General features: G+C 67.7%; 18 protein-coding genes. 8 read left to right on the forward strand and 10 right to left on the reverse strand.

Annotated elements, in window-relative coordinates:
- Positions 1-142: 142 nt before the first annotated feature.
- Positions 143-1,090, reverse strand: a complete 948-nt coding sequence (locus tag D9X30_RS01945; protein ID WP_092602304.1) for a LysR family transcriptional regulator — start codon at positions 1,088-1,090, stop codon at positions 143-145.
- A 142-nt stretch (positions 1,091-1,232) separates the two neighbouring features.
- Positions 1,233-1,901 carry a hypothetical protein gene (locus tag D9X30_RS01950; protein WP_153946381.1) on the reverse strand — a complete coding sequence of 223 codons (669 nt, stop codon included), beginning with the start codon at positions 1,899-1,901 and terminating at the stop codon, positions 1,233-1,235.
- Positions 1,902-2,187: 286 nt separating this feature from the next.
- Between D9X30_RS01950 and gcl the strand changes: the two genes are divergently transcribed.
- From gcl to ypfJ, 6 genes are all read left to right on the forward strand, one after another.
- The gene (gene gcl, locus D9X30_RS01955; RefSeq protein WP_153946380.1) at positions 2,188-3,972 is read left to right on the forward strand and encodes a glyoxylate carboligase; all 1,785 of its coding nucleotides are present in this window, start codon (positions 2,188-2,190) and stop codon (positions 3,970-3,972) included.
- 110 nt (positions 3,973-4,082) lie between these two features.
- The gene (gene hyi, locus D9X30_RS01960) at positions 4,083-4,862 is read left to right on the forward strand and encodes a hydroxypyruvate isomerase (protein WP_153946379.1); all 780 of its coding nucleotides are present in this window, start codon (positions 4,083-4,085) and stop codon (positions 4,860-4,862) included.
- A gap of 179 nt (positions 4,863-5,041) precedes the next feature.
- Positions 5,042-5,965, forward strand: coding sequence for a 2-hydroxy-3-oxopropionate reductase (locus D9X30_RS01965; protein WP_153946378.1), 924 nt, complete (start codon positions 5,042-5,044; stop codon positions 5,963-5,965).
- A 75-nt stretch (positions 5,966-6,040) separates the two neighbouring features.
- Positions 6,041-7,363: a glycerate kinase type-2 family protein gene (locus tag D9X30_RS01970; protein ID WP_153946377.1), complete on the forward strand. Its 1,323-nt coding sequence runs from the start codon at positions 6,041-6,043 to the stop codon at positions 7,361-7,363.
- A gap of 44 nt (positions 7,364-7,407) precedes the next feature.
- Positions 7,408-8,874, forward strand: a complete 1,467-nt coding sequence (pyk, locus tag D9X30_RS01975) for a pyruvate kinase (protein WP_153946376.1) — start codon at positions 7,408-7,410, stop codon at positions 8,872-8,874.
- A gap of 222 nt (positions 8,875-9,096) precedes the next feature.
- The gene (ypfJ, locus tag D9X30_RS01980; RefSeq protein ID WP_153946375.1) at positions 9,097-9,972 is read left to right on the forward strand and encodes a KPN_02809 family neutral zinc metallopeptidase; all 876 of its coding nucleotides are present in this window, start codon (positions 9,097-9,099) and stop codon (positions 9,970-9,972) included.
- Between the two features lie 197 nt (positions 9,973-10,169).
- On the opposite strand, the gene D9X30_RS01985 is transcribed toward ypfJ, so the two are convergent.
- From D9X30_RS01985 to D9X30_RS01995, 3 genes are all read right to left on the reverse strand, one after another.
- Complete coding sequence (locus D9X30_RS01985) at positions 10,170-10,508, reverse strand: hypothetical protein (protein WP_153946374.1); 339 nt, start codon at positions 10,506-10,508, stop codon at positions 10,170-10,172.
- 315 nt (positions 10,509-10,823) lie between these two features.
- Positions 10,824-11,237, reverse strand: coding sequence for a nucleoside diphosphate kinase regulator (gene rnk / locus D9X30_RS01990; protein ID WP_153946373.1), 414 nt, complete (start codon positions 11,235-11,237; stop codon positions 10,824-10,826).
- A 446-nt stretch (positions 11,238-11,683) separates the two neighbouring features.
- Complete coding sequence (locus tag D9X30_RS01995) at positions 11,684-12,127, reverse strand: Cd(II)/Pb(II)-responsive transcriptional regulator (protein ID WP_153946372.1); 444 nt, start codon at positions 12,125-12,127, stop codon at positions 11,684-11,686.
- A gap of 186 nt (positions 12,128-12,313) precedes the next feature.
- Between D9X30_RS01995 and D9X30_RS02000 the strand changes: the two genes are divergently transcribed.
- Both D9X30_RS02000 and htpX read left to right on the forward strand, forming a co-directional pair.
- The gene (locus D9X30_RS02000) at positions 12,314-12,688 is read left to right on the forward strand and encodes a hypothetical protein (protein WP_249640858.1); all 375 of its coding nucleotides are present in this window, start codon (positions 12,314-12,316) and stop codon (positions 12,686-12,688) included.
- Between the two features lie 116 nt (positions 12,689-12,804).
- Positions 12,805-13,683: a protease HtpX gene (gene htpX, locus D9X30_RS02005; RefSeq protein WP_153946371.1), complete on the forward strand. Its 879-nt coding sequence runs from the start codon at positions 12,805-12,807 to the stop codon at positions 13,681-13,683.
- 32 nt (positions 13,684-13,715) lie between these two features.
- Here htpX and D9X30_RS02010 read toward each other — a convergent pair whose 3' ends face one another.
- The 5 genes from D9X30_RS02010 to D9X30_RS02030 all read right to left on the reverse strand — a co-directional run bounded on the left by D9X30_RS02010 (position 13,716) and on the right by D9X30_RS02030 (position 21,318).
- Positions 13,716-14,744, reverse strand: a complete 1,029-nt coding sequence (locus D9X30_RS02010) for a GlxA family transcriptional regulator (RefSeq protein WP_153946370.1) — start codon at positions 14,742-14,744, stop codon at positions 13,716-13,718.
- Positions 14,745-14,807: 63 nt separating this feature from the next.
- Positions 14,808-16,013, reverse strand: coding sequence for an MFS transporter (locus D9X30_RS02015; protein ID WP_153946369.1), 1,206 nt, complete (start codon positions 16,011-16,013; stop codon positions 14,808-14,810).
- A 133-nt stretch (positions 16,014-16,146) separates the two neighbouring features.
- Positions 16,147-19,341, reverse strand: a complete 3,195-nt coding sequence (locus tag D9X30_RS02020; RefSeq protein WP_153946368.1) for a bifunctional cytochrome P450/NADPH--P450 reductase — start codon at positions 19,339-19,341, stop codon at positions 16,147-16,149.
- 132 nt (positions 19,342-19,473) lie between these two features.
- Positions 19,474-19,878: an alternative ribosome rescue aminoacyl-tRNA hydrolase ArfB gene (arfB, locus tag D9X30_RS02025; RefSeq protein WP_194946467.1), complete on the reverse strand. Its 405-nt coding sequence runs from the start codon at positions 19,876-19,878 to the stop codon at positions 19,474-19,476.
- A gap of 48 nt (positions 19,879-19,926) precedes the next feature.
- Positions 19,927-21,318 (reverse strand): FAD-binding oxidoreductase, encoded by a 1,392-nt coding sequence (locus tag D9X30_RS02030; RefSeq protein WP_153946366.1) that lies wholly within the window; start codon positions 21,316-21,318, stop codon positions 19,927-19,929.
- Between the last annotated feature and the right edge of the window lie 183 nt (positions 21,319-21,501).

Consider the following 21,501-nt stretch of genomic DNA (forward strand, 5'->3'; position numbering starts at 1 on the left):
AGCTCTCCCCGTCCTTCGCAAGAAGGGCTGCCCGCAGACCGCAATGGCTGCGGGCTTTTTCTTTTGGGCTGCCCTTCAGGCATCGCTGCTGTCTCCCACTGCCTCCCTGCCTTCCCCTTCTTTCCCGCCCGATCTCCTGGCCTCAGGCCGACTGCCGCTGGGCGGCATCGGTCCAGCTGCTGCCGCGCTCGGTCCAGTAGCCCGGTTTGGCGAATGCCTGCTTCAGGTGTTCGATGAAGAAACGGATCTTGGCCGGCACCGGCCGCTGTTGCGGGTACACCGCCAGGATGTCGTAGTCGGGCAGCGCGAATTCATCGAGCACGGTGATCAGCTCGCCGCTTTCGAGCTGCGGCAGGATTTCCCACGTCGAGCGCCATCCCAGCCCCAGGCTTTCGCCGGTCCAGCGGTGCAGCAGTTCGCCGTCGTTGCAGTCCAGGTTGCCGCGCACCCGCACGGTCACGGTCTTGCCGTTCTGCTGGAAGTACCAGCCGCGCTGCTGCCCGCCCTGCAGGTTGAAGGCCAGGCAGTTGTGCTTTTCCAGGTCTTCCAGCGTATGTGGCACGCCATGCCGGGCGAAGTAGGCCGGGGTCCCGCACACCACGCGCTTGTTGGTGGCCAGCTTGATCGCCACGAAGTTCGGGTCGATGGCGCCGCCGATGCGGATGCCCAGGTCGTAGCCCTCGCGCACCAGGTCCACCACACGGTCGGTCAGGTTGAACGAGATCTGGACTTCGGGATTGGCCGACAGGAACGCCGGCGCATGCGGCGCCACGTGCTTGCGGCCAAAGGCGGCCGGCGCCGACACGATGAGGTGGCCGGTGGCCTTGTGCTTGCCCTCGGCGATCAGCATCTCGGCGCGATCCAGATCCGACAGCGCCTTCTTGCACTGCTCCATGAACGCCGCGCCCTGCTCCGTCACCACGATGCGCCGGGTGGACCGGTGCAGCAGCTTCACGCCGATGCGCGCTTCCAGCGCGTTGATGCGCCGGCCGATCATGACCGGCGTGACGTTCTGCGTGAGCGCCGCGGCGGCCATGCTGCCGTGTTCCACCACGGCGATGAATGCTTCGATTTGTTTGAGTTTGTCCATAACGCCATTTGTCTCCTGCCGACACATTGTGAGGCATGGACGCCATGGTGCGCATCCCCGGACAGCGATGCCGTGCATCCGTCGCACGCCATGCAGGGCGCCGAAGATGGCGCCTGGACGCGGCCGGACGTACCGGGCGTGGCTAGCGGCCCAGCTTTTCGTTGATCTCGGCGGCCTCGCCCAGCACGTGGGCCAGGCGTCGCAGTGGCGCGCTGCATTGGAGTTGCGCGAACAGCGCCAGCGCGCCGCCGCCGACCAGCACCACGCCGTAGAGCGCCACCACCGACGGGCCATGGCCCGGGGCCATGACCGCCAGGCCATCGGCCAGCACGACGGCGGCCGGCACCAGCGCCACGATCATCGCCACCGTGCGTGCGCCCCCTTCCCACAGCCGCGCCTGCAGCAGCACGCGCCGCTGCCGCGCGCGCAGTTGCAGCACCGGAATGCGCCCCAGGCGCAGCAGCAGCGCGTTCTCGACTTCGCTCTGGGCATCGACGCGGCGGCTCAGCCAGCGCAGCGGATGACGCAGTGCATCACGGCCGGCCAGCAGCCGCGACAGCCACGCGCCGGCATAGAACGCCCCGCTGACGGTCAGCAGCACGTGGAACGCCTGCGGCAGCCAGGCGGGCGGCGCCTGCACCAGTACCTGGTGCCACCAGACCAGCGCCCCGCCGGCCACCAGCGTCGGCACCAGCGCCAGAACGAAGCCGGCCCACAGGACCAAAGGCAGCCGGCCGTCGGGCGATTTTTCGGCCGGCGCCGTCTGCAACGCTTCCATCAATTCGTAGGTGGTTGGCAGCCGCGTGTACATGGCGAAACAGGGCAATCCCAAACCCGCTATTTTGACCCGGGCCCCGTTGCCGCCGATAGGGGAAAACCGTGGCAAATCCCCCCAACCCCACGTATCGGGGGGTGCCGTGTCGCCGTCCCCGCGTGTCTATGAAAATGCACATTTCAAGGCCGGTTGCTGCGACATTCCTTACACCAGGTATCGAATCAACTGATCGCCCTTCTGTTTATCCGCCCCCCTCTGCGGGCATAAAGTCAACGCCAGAACGAAATCCCAACCATTGTTTTTGAGCGTACTGGAGAGAGACATGCCGAAGATGAGAGCAGTCGACGCGGCCATTGCCGTACTGGAAAAGGAAGGCATCACCACCGCGTTCGGCGTGCCCGGCGCCGCCATCAACCCGTTCTACTCGGCCATGCGCAAGGCAGGGTCGATCCGCCACCTGCTGGCCCGCCACGTGGAAGGCGCCTCGCACATGGCCGAAGGCTACACCCGTGCCGAACCCGGCAACATCGGCGTCTGCGTCGGCACGTCGGGCCCCGCCGGCACCGACATGATCACGGGCCTGTACTCGGCCTGGGCCGATTCGATTCCCATCCTCTGCATCACCGGCCAGGCGCCGCGCGCCCGCCTGTACAAGGAAGACTTCCAGGCTGTCGATATCGAATCGATCGCCAAGCCGGTGACCAAGTGGGCCGTCACCGTGCGTGAACCGGCGCTGGTGCCGCAGGTGTTCCAGCAGGCGTTCCACCTGATGCGCTCGGGCCGCCCGGGTCCGGTGCTGATCGACCTGCCGTTCGACGTGCAGGTGGCCGAGATCGAATTCGATCCGGAAACGTACCAGCCGCTGCAGCCGTACAAGCCGGCCGCCTCGCGCGCCCAGATCGAGAAAGCCATCTCGATGCTGAACCAGGCCGAGCGTCCGCTGATCGTCTGCGGGGGCGGCGTGATCAACGCCAACGCCGACGAACTGCTGGTCGAGTTTGCCGAACTGGTCAACGTGCCGGTCGTGCCGACCCTGATGGGCTGGGGCGTGCTGGCCGACGACCACCCGCTGCAGGCCGGCATGGTGGGCCTGCAGACATCGCACCGCTACGGCAACGCCACGCTGCTGGCATCGGACTTCGTGATGGGCATCGGCAACCGCTGGGCCAACCGCCACACCGGCAGCGTCGATGTGTACACCAAGGGCCGCAAGTTCGTGCACGTCGATATCGAGCCCACCCAGATCGGCCGCGTGTTCGGCCCGGACCTGGGCATCGTGTCCGACGCCCGCGCCGCGCTGGAGCTGTTCGTGGAAGTGGCGCGCGAAATGAAGATGGCCGGCCGCCTGCCGTGCCGCAAGGCCTGGGTGGCCGACGTGCAGAAGCGCCGCCGCACCATGAAGCGCAAGAGCGACTTCGACAACGTGCCGGTCAAGCCGCAGCGCGTGTACCGCGAGATGAACCAGTACTTCCCGCGCGACGTGCGCTACGTGACGACGATCGGCCTGTCGCAGATCGCCGCCGCGCAGTTCCTGTCGGTGAACCAGCCGCGCCACTGGATCAACTGCGGCCAGGCCGGCCCGCTGGGCTGGACCATTCCGGCCGCCATCGGCGTGAAGACCGCGTCGCCGAACTCGGACATCGTGGCCATCTCCGGCGACTACGACTTCCAGTTCATGATCGAGGAACTGGCCGTGGCCGCCCAGTTCAAGGTGCCGTACATCCACGTGGTGGTGAACAACTCTTACCTGGGCCTGATCCGCCAGGCGCAGCGCAACTTCGAGATGGACTACTGCGTGCAGCTGGCCTTCGACAACGTCAACGCGCCCGAACTGGAAGGCTACGGCGTGGACCACGTCAAGGTCGTGGAAGGCCTGGGCTGCAAGGCGATCCGCGTGTTCAAGCCCGAGGACATCGCCCCGGCCTTTGCCGAAGCGCGCGACCTGATGGCCGAGTTCTCGGTGCCGGTCGTCGTGGAGGTGATCCTGGAGCGCGTGACCAACATCGCGATGGGCACCGAGATCGACAACATCAACGAGTTCGAGCCGATCGAAGACCTGGAAGACGCGGAAGAAGCGATCCTGGCCGAAGAGACCGTCACCGCGTAAGTCGCGGGCAACACGCCGCAGTCACAAGCCGTTTCCGCAGTACGCCCACCGCCCCGCTCCACCGGGGCGGCCGGGCCGCCGTTTTTCCCAACACCGAGAGAGACATCACAATGCCAAAGCTCGCAGCCAACCTGACGATGCTGTTCAACGAAGTGGGCTTCCTGGACCGCTTCGAGGCCGCCGCCCGCGCCGGGTTCCGTGGCGTGGAGTTCCTGTTCCCGTACGCGTTCCACGCCGACCAGATCGCCGACCGCCTGAGCCGCTTCCAGCTGGACCTGGTGCTGCACAACCTGCCGGCCGGCAAGTGGGATGCCGGCGAGCGCGGCATCGCCTGCCACCCCGACCGCGTGGGCGAGTTCCAGGACGGCGTGGGCGAAGCCATCAAGTACGCCAAGGTGCTGGGCGTGCGGCAGCTGAACTGCCTGGTGGGCATCCTGCCGCAGAACGTCAAGCGCGAGCAGGCCAACGAGACGCTGGTCGAGAACCTGCGCTTTGCCGCCAACGCGCTGGCCCGGGAGCAGATCGACCTGCTGGTCGAGCCGATCAACACGTTCGACATTCCCGGCTTCTTCCTGTCGCGCACGCAGCAGGCCATCGACCTGATCGGCCAGGTCAACGCGCCCAACCTCTACGTGCAGTACGACATCTATCACATGCAGCGCATGGAGGGCGAGATCGCCAACACGATCCGCGCCAACCTGCCGAAGATCCGCCACGTGCAGCTGGCCGACAACCCGGGCCGCAACGAACCGGGCACCGGCGAACTGAACTACCCCTACCTGTTCCGCTTCCTCGACGAGATCGGCTACCAGGGCTGGATCGGCTGCGAGTACAAGCCGAAGACCACGACCGAAGCCGGCCTGGGCTGGCGCGCCGCCCACGGCGTTTGAAGTCCCGCTTGTTTTGGCTCCCTCTCCCGCCTTGCGGGAGAGGGCGGGGGGAGAGGGCATAGAGGCTCTACGAAGCGAATTCGGTGTTCCTGACGCCGAACCCTCTCCCCCAACCCCTCTCCCGCTTGCGGGAGAGGGGAGCAAAGACCTACAGAATTTTTTACTTACTGGAGACAAACATGGCAAACCAACGCAACGTCGGCTTTATCGGCCTGGGCATCATGGGCGCGCCCATGGCGGGCCACCTGCGCGCCGCCGGCCACACGCTGTTCGTGCATGACGTGAACCCGGCCCCGCAGGCCCTGGTCGATGCCGGCGTCACCGTCTGCACCAGCGCCGAGGAAGTGGCCAAGCGCGCCGACATCGTGATCGTCATGGTGCCGGACACCCCGCACGTGGAAGCCGTGCTGTTCGCCGAAAAGGGCATCGCCGCCGCGTTCAAGCCCGCCGGCAAGGAAGCCACCTACGGCAAGATCGTGGTCGACATGAGCTCGATCTCGCCCATCGCCACCAAGGACTTTGCCGCGCGCATCAACAAGCTCGGCGCTTCGTACCTGGACGCCCCCGTGTCGGGCGGCGAAGTGGGCGCCAAGGCTGCCTCGCTCACGATCATGGTGGGTGGCCCGTCGGAAGCGTTCGACGAGGTGAAACCGCTGTTCGAGCTGATGGGCAAGAACATCACGCTGGTGGGCGGCAACGGCGACGGCCAGACCACCAAGGTGGCCAACCAGATCATCGTGGCGCTGAACATCCAGGCCGTGTCCGAGGCCCTGCTGTTCGCCTCCAAGGCCGGCGCCGATCCGGCCAAGGTCCGCCAGGCGCTGATGGGCGGCTTTGCGGCATCGCGGATTCTTGAAGTCCATGGCGAACGCATGGTCAAGCGTACGTTCGATCCGGGCTTCCGCATCGAACTGCACCAGAAGGACCTGAACCTGGCCCTGCAGGGTGCCAAGACGCTGGGCGTGTCGTTGCCGAACACGTCGGCCGCGCAGGAACTGTTCAATGCGTGTGCCGCCAATGGCTACGGCAAGCTCGACCACTCGGCGCTGTGCCGTGCGATCGAGATCATGTCGAATCACGAAATCGCCAAAGCCGCGAAGTAAATGCAATAGCAGTATTGCAACCGCCTTCGCGTGAAGGCGGTTGCATTGTTTTTCCCAAGATTCCTCAGGATTCGCATGTTCGCCACCGACGCCAACGCCGCCCTGCTTTCGCCCCAGCGGCAGACCGACTATCGCAACCCTGCCCAGGCCCGCGCGTTGCTGCGCGACCTCTTCGATACGGCAGTGGCCGCCGTGAGTGCCAGCCACTGCCTGCCGCCGCACCTGCCGCCACCGCCGAAGGGCCGCACCGTGGTAATCGGCGCCGGCAAGGCCGCCGCGGCGATGGCGCAGACGGTGGACGCGCACTGGCAAGGCGAGCTGTCGGGGCTGGTGGTGACGCGCTACGACCATGGCGCCGATTGCCACCGTATCGAAGTGGTCGAGGCCGCCCATCCGGTGCCCGATGCAGCGGGCCAGCAGGCCGCACAGCGCATGGTGGAACTGGTGCAGGGCCTGACAGCCGATGACCTCGTACTTTGCCTAATTTCCGGTGGCGGCTCGGCACTGCTGGCCGCGCCCGCGCCCGGCATCACGCTGGCCGACAAGCAGGCCGTGAACAAGGCGCTGCTGCGCAGCGGCGCCAGCATCGGCGAGATGAACTGCGTGCGCAAGCACCTGTCCGCGCTCAAGGGCGGCCGCCTGGCCCTGGCCTGCGCGCCGGCCCGTGTGGAGACGCTGCTGATTTCCGATATTCCCGGCGACGATCCGACGCTGATCGCCAGCGGCCCGACGCTGCCCGACGCCACCACGTGCGCCGACGCGCTCGCGGTCATCGCCAAGTACGACATCGACGTGCCGGCCAACGTGCGTGCGCACCTGGAGTCCGGCGCCGGTGAAACGCCCAAGCCCGGCGATGCCCGCTTCGAAGGCCACCGCAGCGTCACGCTGGCCAGCGCGCAGCAGTCGCTGGAAGCTGCCGCCGCCCGTGCCCGCGAACTGGGCCTGACCGCGCACATCCTGTCGGACAGCATCGAGGGCGAGGCCCGCGACGTGGCCGAAGTGCATGCCGCCATCGCGCGCCAGATCGTCGCGCATGGGCAGCCGTTCCAGAAGCCGTGCGTGATCCTGTCCGGCGGCGAGACCACGGTTACCGTGCGCGGCAACGGCCGGGGCGGCCGCAACGCGGAATTCCTGCTGTCGCTGGCGGTGGCACTCGACGGCCTGCCCGGCGTGCACGCAATGGCGGCCGACACCGACGGCATCGACGGTTCCGAAGACAACGCCGGTGCGCTGCTGGGCCCCGACACGCTGACGCGCGCCGCATCGCGTGGCCTGTCGGCGCGCGCGCACCTGGACAACAACGACGGCTACGGCTTCTTTGCCGGACTCGACGATCTGGTCGTTACCGGCCCGACCCGTACCAACGTCAACGATTTCCGCGCGATCCTGATCGTTTGAGATCGCGAGCTGCAGCATAAAAGAGGATGGAGAAGGAGACTTTCATGAGACGCCAGCGCAAAGCCAAGATCGTGGCCACCCTGGGCCCGGCCAGCTCGGACATCGCGGTGATCCGCCAGCTGTTCGATGCCGGAGCCGATGTGTTCCGCCTGAACTTCAGCCACGGCACGCACGATGACCACCGGGCCCGCTACGACGCCGTGCGGCAGGTGGAGGCCGAGACGGGCCGCCCCATCGCGATCCTGGCCGACCTGCAGGGCCCCAAGCTGCGCATCGGCACCTTTGCCGTGGGCAAGGTGGCCGTGCGCGCCGGCGACACGTTCGTGCTGGACAGCGACCCCACGCCCGGCGACGCGACGCGCGTCTACCTGCCGCACCCCGAGCTGTTCAAGGCGGCCAGCGAGGGCCAGTCGCTGCTGATCGACGATGGCAAGGTGCGCCTGAACATCGAGGCGGTGTCCAGCGGCAGCATCACCACGCGGGTGGCCAACAACGGCACGCTGTCCGACCGCAAGGGCGTGAACGTGCCCGACGCCGTGATCCCGATTCCCGCGCTCACCGACAAGGACCGCCGCGATCTGGCATTTGCGCTGGAACTGGGCGCCGACTGGATCGCGCTGTCGTTCGTGCAACGGCCGTCGGACATCGTCGAGGCGCGCGAGATCATCGGCACGCGTGCCGGCGTGCTGTCGAAGATCGAGAAGCCGGCCGCGCTGCAGCAGCTCGACGAGATCGTGCGCGTGTCCGATTCGGTCATGGTGGCCCGTGGCGATCTGGGCGTGGAACTGCCGCCCGAGCGCGTGCCCGGCGTGCAGAAGCGCATCCTGCGCATCTGCCGCCAGCTGGGCAAGCCGGTGGTGATCGCCACGCAGATGCTGGAGTCGATGATCGATTCGCCGGTGCCCACGCGCGCCGAAGCGTCGGACGTGGCCAGTGCCATCTACGACGGCGCCGATGCGGTGATGCTGTCGGCCGAGTCGGCCAACGGCCGCCATCCGGTGCCGGCCGTGTCGATGATGGACCGCATCATCACCGAGGTGGAGCGCGATCCGCTCTACCGCAACATGATCGACGCCCAGCACGAGGTGCCGCTTTCCACGCGCCAGGATGCGATCTGCGCCGCGCTGCGCGAGGTCACGCAAATCATCGGCGCCAAGGCCACGGTGACGTACACGTCGTCGGGCGCGACCGCGCTGCGCGCCGCCCGCGAGCGGCCGTGCGCGCCGATCGTCAGCATCACGCCGAATCTGGATATCGCACGCCGGCTGGCCATCACCTGGGGCGTGCATTCGACGGTGAGCCCGGACGTGCAGAGCGTGGACGAGATGGTCGAAGCCGCGGCCCGCGCCGCGCTGGTGGAAGGCTATGCCGCACCGGGCGACCAGATCACGATTGCGGCCGGCATGCCGTTCGGCCAGGGCGGCACGACCAACCTGCTGCGCGTGGCGGAGGTCGGCACGGAAGTGGCCGCGCTGGACATCAGCAAGGCACCCGCCACGGCCACCGCCTGACGACTGCTCCACACATCGCCGATTTCCCTTGCGTCGGACGGGCTGACCCCCCGTTCACCCGCCGCCCGAGCCAATCCACAGCCCGATTGGCGCGGGCGGCGCTCCTTTTACGCATCGCGATGCGCGCGGGGGCGTCCTTGCGTGTGTGCCTGGGGGCACCGGAGCCGGGGGCATGGCCGTTGCTATACTCCATTGGCATAACACACCCCGGAGCGTAACAACATGCGTCTCGATGACGAAGCCGAAAGCCAGAATGTGGAAGACCGCCGTGGTGGAGGTGGCGGATTCGGCATCGGCGGCAAATCGATCGGCATCGGCACGATCATCGTCGCGCTGGCCGCTTCGTACTTCTTCGGCATCGACCCCAGGCTGATCCTGCAGGGCGGCTCGGCGCTGCAGCAGCAACTGCAGGAGGCGCCGCAATCGCAGTCGCACCGGCCGCCGGCCACCGACCAGCTTTCGGTGTTCACGCGCAAGGTGCTGGGCAATACCGAGCGCACGTGGGAACACATTTTCGAGACCGACCTGAACCGCCGCTATGCGCCGCCGACGCTGGTGATGTTCACGGGCGCCACGCCCACCGCCTGCGGCACGGGCCAGTCGGCCATGGGGCCGTTCTATTGTCCCGCCGACCAGAAGGTCTATATCGACCTGTCGTTCTATAACGAACTGCGCCAGCGGTTCGGCGCGGGCGGCGACTTCGCCCAGGCCTATGTGATTGCCCACGAAGTTGGCCATCACGTACAGAATCTGCTGGGTGTGTCGAACAAGGTGGACGCCGCGCGGCGCCGCATGAACGAGGCGCAGGCCAATCAGCTGTCGGTGCGCATGGAACTGCAGGCCGACTGCCTGGCCGGCGTGTGGGCCGCCACGGCGGGCAAGCTCAACCAGCAGCTGATCGAGCCCGGGGATATCGAACAGGGTCTGAAAGCCGCGGCCGCCATCGGCGACGACCGCCTGCAGAAGCAGTCGCAGGGCTATGTGGTGCCCGAGGCGTTCACGCACGGCACCAGCGAACAACGCGTGCGCTGGCTGCGCCAGGGCCTGACGACCGGCGACATCCGCAAGTGCGATACCTTCGCGCAGCGGCAACTCTGACGGTACTTCGGAAAAATCAGGAAAGAACTACGGGAAGAAATGCGACAACGGCGGCGGGCGGGGGAAAAATCACCTGCGCGACTTCAGAGAGAAGGAGGAGGTCGGCCGCGCAGGTGGGAGAGAAACCGGAAATCACAATCGGCGGCCCGGAGGTGACCCGGGGCCGCCGATTTGCGTTCTGGCCGGCTGGCAGGTCATCAGACCTTGTAGCCGTACAGATCGCCGTTGCGCGAATTGTCCAGCGCGGAGGCGGAAATCTCGCCGCTGAAGCTGCGTGCGCCTTCGCCGAAGCTGTCGAACTTGCCCTGGCGGGCGCCGTCCGTGTAGCTGTCGAACTTGCGTTGGCCGTCGGTGAAGAAATCGAACTTGCCGATCTTCGAGCCTTCACTGTACGTGTCGAACTTGCCTTGGCGCGCGGCATCGGCATACACGTCGAACTTTCCAACCTTCTTGGTCGTGGCGGGCGCGGCAAAAGCGGCCGACGCAGCCAACGTGGCAAGCACGAGAGCGCCGCCAAGGATACGTTTGGCGTTCATCTGGGACTCCTTCAACTGATTCGCAACTTTTTTATGGATACAGCTGACTACTGCCCGGACGCGCTATCTGTGTAGCGATGCGAGCACGGACTGAAGGTTAGTGGCTGGCACTTCCACTAGAAACACCGCTGCGACGAATGGTGCGTTGCTCGCCGTGAAATGCCGGGTCTGGGGATGAACGGTAGGGGCAGGCGACCGGATGGCCGCCAGGAGGGGTATTCCGCAGTACGGAACTGGCCACCTACCCTGCGGTACGCGCACGGCCAGGCGGCGCGCGCCGCGGGACGTCTGGCGTCACGCAGCGTGGGCGTGGGTTCAGAGCGTGTACTGGCCGCTGGCCTCGGGCTGGAACGCGATGCTGACAATGGTCACGCGTTGCGCGCCGCCGTTAGGCAGGCGATAGTCCACGGTCTTGCCGGCGCGGGCACCAAGCAGGGCCTGGCCGATCGGCGACAGCACCGACAGACGGCCCGCCGCCAGGTCGGCGTCGTCGGGATAAGCCAGTGTCCACTCACGCGGCGCGGCTTCACCTTCCAGCGTGCAGACGACGCGCGAATTCATCGTCACGACATCCTTGGGAATGGCATCGGGCGACACGATGGCCGCGCGGGCCAGCAGGTCGTCGAGCATCTCGTCCAGTTCGGCGGTGCCGGCACGGCTGGCGATGCCCTCCAGGCGGGTCACGTCCAGTTCGGTCAGGTAGAGGGTCGGGTTCTTGGTCTTTGCCATGGCAGTGCCTCTCGCAAAAGCGGCGGCCGCGCGTCGGGAGGAAACCCCGGCGCTGGCGACAGCCGTTGAAATGTCGGTCGGGCCGGCGCGCAACAGGCACCGGCGGCGTTACAGCGGATTCGCGTGGTGGCTCGGGCCCGGTTCGGCACCGGACCCTTGCTGCTCAGGAGTGGGTCGGTCAGGCCGGGAACCGGGCAGGATCAAGCGGGGCGTTGATCCGGCGGTTGGCGGTGATGGGCTGCGCCACCATGCGCGCGCGCGCCGGTCGCATGGTGCGAACCAGGACAAGGGCGGCGGACGGAAGGTGGCGAGACATCGTAGGAAATTTCTTAGAAAAAGAGCGTCTCTGGGACGCGAACGGCCATGCTAGCACAGCCGTCGCGACATGGCCGATGAGAAACATCCCTGCTCTGGCGGGGATGGGTTCGCGTGAACTGCCCGGCAGTTCAGTGTCGCGCAGGCGCCGGATGGCACTCGCAGCCGGCCCCTTCGGCGGCTTGCTGCAGGTTCTGGAGGATGCCGCACTCGCTGGCCGGATGCGGGTGCGGGTTCTCGCAGGTATGGCGCAGCGTACGGAGTTGCGCCTCCAGCGCCTCAAGCGCCACACGTTGCGCGTGGATCTGGTCGATCTGGCGATCCAGCAACGTGTTGATATCGTCACATGCGAGCGACGGATTGCGCTGGAAGTCGCGCAGCCGGCGGACATCGGCCAGGCTCATGCCCAGCGAGCGGCAGTGGCGCACGAAATTCAGCTGCACCAGATGACCGTCGCCATAGCGGCGGTAGCCGTTGTCTTCGCGTTGCGGGGCGTCGAGCAGCCCTTCGCGTTCGTAATACCGGATGGTTTCCACGTCGCAGCCGCTATGGCGCGACAGTTCGCCGATGCGCATGGCCCAAATCTCCGAACTGGGATCGATGTCCACCCTGTAGCCATTACAGGGTTTCCCGTTAGTGTAGACCTGTCGCGCCGGGCTTGCAGTACCGGGCCGTCGGCGCGGCAAGCGGGTGCCATGCAGCGGCGCGCCATCCTGTAGAATCGACGCCATCGTTTCCGGTCTTGTGCTTCACCCGCCCCCGTGCATCCGCTTCGCCTCCTGATGATGATCGTGCTGCTTGCCTTCCTGCCGCTGCAGGCCTGGGCCGGCATCGGCATGTCCACGGCAGGCCCCGGCATGCAGGCGCCGCACGCGGCCGTCATGGCACCCGGCAACGTGGCCGCCGACCCGGCTGAGGTTTCCCAGCCATCTGCCACACCGGTTTCGTCCGATTCCTCGCTGCCTGCCGATAATGCAGAGCCGACGCCGCCCGGCGCCGACTTTGCCGAGCAGCTGTTGCCCGCGCCGCTGCCGCGCGTGGTGACATCGGCGGCGCGCGGCGCCGTGCCGCGCTATGCGGCCGCCCCGCTGCCCGATCCCGACCTGCCCCGGCTGCCGCGCCCGCCGCGCGGCTGATCCCCGCTTTCGCGCGGCCGACATGTGCCGCGCCGACCCTTGTCGCGTGGCACGTCCGATGCGTGCCGTGCGCGCCTGCGGCCTGTCCGCGTCCTTACCTGCACTGCCCCACAACCATGAAACGCATTTTCCTGTTCCTGGCGACCAACATCGCCGTCATGCTCGTCCTCAGCATCACCGCCAGCCTGCTGGGCGTGAACCGCTTCCTGACGTCCAACGGCCTGAACCTTGGCATGCTGCTGGCCTTTGCCGCGCTGATGGGCTTTGGCGGGTCGTTCATCTCGCTGCTGATGTCCAAGACCATCGCCAAGTGGTCCACCGGTGCCCAGGTCATCACGCATCCCAGCACCAGCACCGAGCTCTGGCTGGTACAGACCGTCCAGAAGCTGGCCACGCGCGCCGGCCTGCCGATGCCCGAGGTGGCCATCTACGACGGCGAGCCCAACGCCTTTGCCACGGGCGCGTCGAAGAACAGTTCGCTGGTGGCCGTATCCACGGGCCTGCTGCAATCGATGTCGCATGACGAGGTGGAGGCCGTGCTGGCGCACGAAGTGGCCCACATCGCCAATGGCGACATGGTCACGCTGACGCTGATCCAGGGCGTGGTGAACACGTTCGTGATCTTCATGGCGCGCGTGGTCGGCTACTTTGTCGACTCGTGGCTGCGCCGCAATGACGAGGAGTCCAGCGGCCCCGGCATTGGCTACATGATCACGGTGGTGGTTTGCGAGATCGTGTTCGGCATCCTGGCCAGCATCATCGTGGCGGCTTTCTCGCGGCATCGCGAGTACCGGGCCGATGCCGGCGCGGCGAGCCTGATGGGCACGCCCGTGCCGATGGTGGGCGCGCTGCGCCGCCTGGGCGGCCTGGACGCCGACGGCCTGCCGCAGAACATGCAGGCCATGGGCATTTCGGGCGGCAAGTCGTGGCTGGCGCTGTTCTCCAGCCACCCGCCGATCGAATCGCGTATCGCCGCGCTGCAGAACGCCCGCTGATGCGGGGACGGCCGGCGGCGTGGCCCGTACCGCTACGCCGCCAGTCCGTCTTCCCCCGCCGCCGCGTCAGACCGGAACGCCGCCCGGTAGCGTTCGGGCGTGGTCTGCACATGGCGCAGGAACGCCTGCCGCATGACATCGGCGTTGCCGAACCCCGTGGCGTGGGCGATCGCTTCCAGCCGGCGGTCACTGCCTTCGAGCAGCCGCCGCACGGCTTCCACGCGCAGCCGCTCCACATAGCGCGCTGGCGTTTCTCCCACCTGCTTGACGAAAACCCGGGCAAAGTTGCGGGGGCTCATGGCCGCCTGCTCGGCCAGCACGCCCACCGACAGGTCGCGGCCGAGGTTGTCGGCGATCCACGTCTGCAGCGCACGCAGCTCCGGGCTCTTCGCGGCCTGCGCGCGCAGCACGGTGGAAAACTGCGCCTGGCTGCCGGGGCGACGCAGGAACATCACCAGTTCGCGCGCCACTTCCAGCGACACCGCGTGGCCCAGGTCTTCCTCGACCAGCGCCAGCGACAAGTCCATGCCTGCCGTGACGCCGGCCGACGTGTAGAAGCGTCCGGCGCGAATCCAGATCGGATCGGCATCGACGGTCAGTTCGGGGTGACGCTGCGCCAGCCGTTCGGCGTGGCGCCAATGCGTGGTCACGCGCTGGCCGTCGAGCAGGCCGGTGCGGCACAGCGCGAAGGCGCCCGTGCACACGGCACCCATGCGCCGCACCGTGCCGGCCTGCTCGCGCAGCCAGCCGATCAGCCGCGCGTCATCGGCCGCGGCGCGCGACCCCGCGCCGCCGGAGATCAGCAGCGTATCGATGGGCTTGCCGATCCGTCCGGCGATCTGGTGGTACGGCGCCTCGGCCAGCAGCCGCAGCCCGCATTCGGTATGCACGATGGCATCGTCGCTGACACTGGCCACGTGCACCTCGTACGCCGGCTGGTCGCGACCGCACAGCTTGTTGGCCGTGCTGAAGACTGCCGTGGGCCCGGTAACGTCAAGTTCCTGCGACGGATCTGGCGCGACGATCACCACCACGCGCGGCGGGTCTGGGACGAGATGCATGATGGGTTGCGGGATGGATGAGTGACGGGCTGGCGCTTACGTTGCCACATTACGCTGCCCCGATCATACTGCCGCGGCCACCGCCGCCGCCCGTTCCCGGCGCTGCCACGCCAGCGTCACCGCCAGCGCAATGCCCAGCGCCGGCAGCACCGCCAGGTTCACGCCCTGCCAGCCCCAGACGGTCAGCACCTGACCCGCCGCAAGCGTGGCCGCCGCCGTCAGCACGGCCGACGAAAACTCGCTGGCCGACTGCGTGCGCGCCCGTTCGCTGGGCCGGTAGCTGCCGGCCAGCAGCGTCGTGCCGCCCACCGACATGAAATTCCAGCCCATGCCCAGGCACAGCAGCGCCACGTAGAACGCCACCAGCGACGTCGAGCACAGCGCCACCACCGCAGCCAGCGCGGACAGCGCGATGCCAGCCACCAGCATCACCGGGTTGCCGAACCGCTGCAGCAGCCACCCCGAGAAGAACGACGGTGCGTACATGCCCACCAGGTGCCATTCGATGATCTGGGCGCCCTGCGCGATCGTGTGGTTGCAGGCGATGGCGGCAATGGGCGTGGCCGTCATCACGAACATCATCACCGCGTTGCCGATGCCGTTGTTGGCAAACGACGCCAGGAACACGGGCTGCCGGACGATCTCGCCCAGCGGGCGCGCGGGCCGGGTGTCGGCAGCGGCGGCGGCCAGCGCGGCGGGCGATTCGCGGTACGCCAGCATCAGCAGCATCACGGTCAGCGCCCCGAAGACCGCCACCACGGCGTAGGAGCCGGCAAACGGCGTCGGCAGCAGCATGTCCGCGCTCCACGCGGCGATGGCCGGGCCGCACACGGCGGCCACCACACCGCCGGTCAGCACCACCGAGATCACGCGCGGCTTTTCCGGCAACGGTGCGGCGTCGGCGGCGGCCAGCCGGTAGAAGCGCGCAAACGACTGGAACACGCCGACCAGGGCCGTACCGGCACAGAACAGCCAGAAGTCATGGCGCCAGATCGCCGCCACCGACACCCATCCGCCCAGCATGCAGGCCACGCCGCCCAGGCAGAACGCGAAGCGGCGTCCGAATCGTTCGATCACGAACGGCACGCCCAGGGCCGTGGCCGCGCCCGCCACCGTAATCAGCGCGAACGGCAGCGTGGCCAGCGCCTTGGCTGGCGCGAGCGTGTAGCCGACCAGCCCGGTCAGCGTCAGGTCGACAGATATGGCGGACGTGAAAAGCGCCTGGCACAGCGCCAGCACGCGCGCCTGGCGCATCGCGGGGGAAGCCATCGGGGGTCTCCGGATTCTGGAATGGGATGGATTCCAGCGTACGGGCCCGGCCGGGCGGCCGACTGACAATGTTCAGCGGAATCCTGCCAAAGCCGGCAGGCTGTCCGGCAGACTTTCCGATACCGCGTGGTTGTCAGTTGAATACGTCCTGGCGGTAGCGGCCCTGCGCCACCAGACCGGCGAACCAGTCCGATGCCGCGTCGGCTGTCATGCCGCCCTGCTGCGCGCCGATCTCGATCAGCACCTGCCGCACGGCGGGCGCCATGCGGCGGCCGTCGCCGCAGACGTAGACCATCGCCCCGGCCCGCAGTTGGTCCCAGACCTGCGCGCGCCGCTGCCAGAGCAGATCCTGCACATAGCGCGCGGCGCCCGGCAGCACCGAGTACGCGGTGTGGACCTCGGCGACACCCGCTTCGGCCCAGGCCGCGATGTCGTCGTGGAACAGCCAGTCGTGCCGGGGATGGCGGCAGCCGAAGTACAACTGCACCGGCGTGATGGCCTGCCCGGCCGCCTGCTGGGCGGCGCGCTCTTCCAGGAAGCCCCGGAACGGCGCGATGCCGGTACCCGGGCCGATCAGCAGCATCGGCACCGATGGATCGTCAGGCGGCGCGAACGGCGGATTCGGCGCGCGGATCGACGCCGATATTTGGGCGCCCGGCGGCAGGCCCTGCAGCCACGTGGACGCCACGCCGCGGAACTGGCCGCGCCCTGACAGCGCGGGGGCCCAGACCGTGCCCACCAGCAGCGTGGCCACATCGGGCGACACCCGCGGCGACGATGCAATCGAATAGAAGCGCGGCCGCATCGGCACCGTGCAGGCCAGCAGTTGCGGGAGCGTCAGGGCGATGGCCGGGAAGCGGATCAGCACATCGAGCAGGTTCAGCCGGCGCGCGGCCACCTGGGCGGCATAGCCGGTATCGGCATCGTCGGCGGCAAGCTGCTCCAGCGTCTGCCGCGTGAACGGGCAGCGCGTGGCCTGGGCCAGCGAACGGAGCGTCTGGCGCGACACCACGTCCTGCAGTTCGACGAAGTGCGTCAGCAGTTGCCGCAGCGGCAGCGTTTCGCCGATCGGCAGGCCGCGCCCGGCGCCCTGGCGGGCCGACAGCGTGACCAGGGCCTCGGGGTCAAGGTCGAGCCGCTCGCAGAGCGCCGCCACCAGTGCCGCGTCATTCTGCGGCCAGACCGCAACGTGATCGCCGGTCCGGTAGGTGGCACCGGGTGGCAGTTGCAGCCGGATGTCGCGCGTCGATGTGCGCGGCGCTTCGATGGCGAAGTCCCATAGCCCGGCGGGATCGGCAACCAGCTCGGCATTGGCCAGCACCGTGAAGGCTTGCGTGCCGGCCGGGAGGGTGTCGGCACGCATGGCTTCGACGCTGCGCCACTGCACGTCCACGCTGATGCCGCCAGTGCTGGCGCCATCGGCCTGCAGCGCCTGCCACAACTGCGCCAGCCAGCGTTCCGCCGCCTGGTCGAAATCGGCATTGCCATCGGCCTCGCCGCGCGGCAGCAACGGCACCGCGCCGGCGGCCGTGAAGAAGTCGAACACGCGGCGTGGAAAGGCCTGGTACGTCGCCCATTGCGAGTTGCCGCAGCCAAGCAGCGCCAGCCGCAAACCCTCGGCGCGGTAGCCGCTGGCACCGCCGGCATCGAGCATCGCTTCGAACCGACGGCCGGAATCCGGCGCGCGGCCGTTATAGGTGGCCGCCACCACCACCAGCAGGCCCGATGTGGGCAGGGCATGCGCCACGTCGTCCAGATCGGCCAGCGTGGCCTCGAACCCCGCCGCCAACGCGCCGCCATGGATCTGCTCGGCCAGCTCGCGTGCCGTGCCCAGGCTTGACGCGCACAGCACGGTCATGGCCTGGCCATTGCCGCGTACGTCGGCCTGCGCGGCATCGGCCACCACTTCGGCGGCCGCCTGGACAGCGATCCGCTCATGCGGACGCCGGCGCCGGGCGCGCAGCACGAAGTTGTCGGGCTTGATCGTGAGCGTTTCCTTGAGCCGGAACTGGTAGTCGTACGGGTCGTGGAAGGCGAAGTTGCGCAACATCAGCGCCAGCGCGAGCTTGGCCTCGGTCAGCGCGAACTGGCGGCCGATACAGGCGCGTTCGCCATGGCCGAACGGCATATAGGCGTGCGCCGGCAGCGCCGCTTCGTTCTCGGGCAGGAAACGGTCGATATCGAACCGCTCCGGGTGCGCCCACACCTTCGGATCGCGATGCAGCGCCGTCAGCACCACCGAGACGCGACGGTTCTGCCGCAAACGGTAGCGGCCGCCGATCACCACATCGTCGAACGGCGCCACCGCGAAGGCCGGCGCGGTCGGCCAGAGGCGTAGTGTTTCCTTCAAAACGCGATCCAGCACAGGCAGGCGGGCCAGGTCGGCATAGACGGGCGGGGCGTCGCCGGACAGCACGGCATCGACTTCGGCATAGGCCTGCGCCAATACGGCCGGGTTGCGCAGCAGTTCGTACAGCGCGAAGGTCAGCAGGCCGCTGGTGGTTTCGTGGCCCGCGATCAGGAATGTGATGACCTGGTTGCGGATGTTGGCGTCGTCGAGCTGGCGGTCCGTTTCGGGGTCGCGCGCTTCGAGCATCAGGTTCAGCAAGTCCATGCCCGGCCGGGGCGCGGCCCGGCGCTGGCGGATCACGTCGTCCACCAGGTTGCGCATGTAGGCCACGTCGTCGGCGAACTGGCGGTGCGCGCGGCCCATGAAGCGGTCCTGGATCGGCAGCCGCGTGAGCTTGCGCATGGCCTCTTCCAGCGCGCCCACCATTGCCACGATGAACGGGTCAAGCTGGTCGCTGGCGAACGACTCGAAGTCGTAGCCGAAGCCGGACAGCGCGATGGTGTCGAGCGTCAGCCGCGTCATGTCATCGGCCACGGCGATATCGGCATCGGGCCCCTTGTGGTCCCACTTGTCCACCAGCCGGTTGGCCACGCGCAGCATCACGTCGAAGTAGCCCTTCATGGCGCGCTGGCTGAAGGCCGGCATCAGGATGCGGTGCGCGCAGCCCCAGTTGGGCTCGTCGCTGTGCGCGGTGAACAGGCCGTCGCCGGCCATGTCGCGCAGATACGACAGCGGCGGACCGATGATCTTGCGAAAGCGCGCCGGGTCGCACACTTCGGCCGCCAGCGCCACCGACGACACGAACGGCACGCGCCGCCCCGCGAAATCCAGTTCGAAGATGCCGTCGTGATGACGGCTGCGCGCCAGCAGGTGCTGGCCGACTTCGCCGGGCGTGATCTGGAACAGGTTGCCGACGAGGGGCCAGCCCGGATCGCGCGGAATCGGTTCCAGGGCAACGGCGGGCGTGACGGATGACATGGATGGGGGCGTTCCTTGTCGAAATCGGAAATGGCTGGGCAGCGCGATGCCAGAGCATGCCTGTCTATCGCCGCATTGTCCCGCCCGGTCTCCCTGCGTTTGAAATATTTGTTCGACTTCCGAGGCGCCCCTCTAATCGACCACCCGCCCGCGCAGCGCCTTGATCTGGCCGCGCTGGACCTTGGCATCGAGCCGGCGGACCTTCGACGCCCGGGTGGGCCGGGTGGCGCGCCGGATGCGCGGCGGCTCGGCCACGCTGCGTACCAGGTCGTGCAGGCGCCGGATGGCTTCCTCGCGATTCATCTCCAGGCTGCGATGCTGCTGCGCCTTGATGACGATCACCCCGTCGCGCGTGATGCGGTGGTCGTGCAGCGCCAGCAGGCGTTCCTTGTGATCGGCCGCCAGCGAGGACGTGCGCACGTCATAACGCAGGTGTACCGCATTGGACACCTTGTTGATGTTCTGCCCGCCCGCGCCCTGCGCGCGGATGGCGGTGATCTCGTACTCGTGGTGGGGGATGAACAGGTCGTCGGCCATGCGCCGCATCATAGCAACGCATGGCCGGGCGGTGTGCGGCGCATCGTGTCACGGCGCCGGCTTGATGTTCTGGTTCGAGCAGAACAGGTTCTGCGGATCGTACGTGCGCTTGGCGCGCGCCAGGCGGTCGAAGTTGTGGCCATACGCCGCGTTGACGCGCGCGCCTTCGTCCTCGGTCATGAAATTCACGTACACGCCGCCGGTGGCATAGGGGGCGGTGGCGTCGAAGAAATCGCGCGCCCATCCGATGCAGGCGGTGTCCTCGTCGGTACGGTCCCAGCGCGAATGCACATTCATCACATAGCGCGCGTCGCGATGGTGGTATGCCGTGGCGTCGGGTGCCACGCGGTTGGCCACGCCGCCCACCTGGCCGATAAAGATCTCGGCATGGGCCGACGGCCCGCGCGCCGCGTAATCGGTCATCAGATCGATGGCGGCATCGTCCAGCCGCGTGAAGTTGTGCGATTTCCAGTAATTGCGCGCGCCCGGTGTCAGCAAGGGGTCGAACGCCTGTTGCCAGGCCGTGTAGGGCATCTGGCCCACGTGCTCCCCGATGGGCTGGCCGAAGCCGCGCAGCGGGTCAATCGCCCTGTCGGCCTTCCCGGGGTCGCCGGTATAGAAGACCGCCAGCACCACCACATTGGCGCCGTGTGCCGACGACGGCAGGAACGGCAGGGGCGGCGCACGGCGCAGGACGACCCAGACATTCATCTCTTCGGGCATGGCCGATTCCGTAAATGCGCGGTACTGGCGCAGCACCGACTTGCCCTCCACGGCCGGAAACACGATCAGCCCGGCCGTCACCAGCGGGCCCACCGCATGCAGCTTGAATTCGAACAGCGTGACCACGCCGAAATTGCCGCCGCCACCGCGCAGGGCCCAGAACAGTTCCGGCTCGTGGTTGGCATCGGCCCATCGCCGCTCGCCATCGGCCGTTACCACCTCGCAGCCCCGCAAGTTATCGACGGTCATGCCGTACTGGCGCGTCAGCCAGCCGAATCCGCCGCCAAGGGTCAGCCCGGCCACGCCCGTCGTCGAGTTGATGCCGAGCGGCGTGGCCAGACCGAGGGCCTGCGCTTCGTGGTCAAAATCACCCAGCGTGGCGCCAGGGCTCACCCACGCCACCTTGTCGCGTGGATCGATATGGACGCTGCGCAACCCTGACAGGTCGACCACCAGCCCGTCATGACAGATGGCGCTGCCGGCAATGTTGTGGCCACCGCCGCGCACGGCAACCGGCAGGCCATGATCGCGCGCGAAATTGACCGCCTGCATCACGTCGGCCGTGCCCGTGCATTGGACGATGACCGCAGGCCGGCGATCGACCGTGGCGTTCCAGACGGTGCGCGCCACGTCGTAACCGGCGTCGTGCGGCAGCAGCACCTTGCCGCGCACGGCCTTGCGCAGCATATCGATGTGGTCGGCGGCAAGCGTGGGCATGATGAACCCTCCCTTTTTTCAACAACGATCTTCCTGGGAAGGGATATGGATGCAAGGCACGCGCCAGGCGTCGGAGAACGGCTTCGCAGCAACGGTTGCGGCAATGACGTGCGTGCTGACGACCGTGCGGGTAGCACAATTTGTTGCACTCTTGAGGCGGCGTGGGCGAGACACGGGCGTGCA

It is taken from the genome of Cupriavidus sp. U2 (assembly GCF_009663685.2).
Lineage (GTDB): Bacteria > Pseudomonadota > Gammaproteobacteria > Burkholderiales > Burkholderiaceae > Cupriavidus > Cupriavidus necator_C.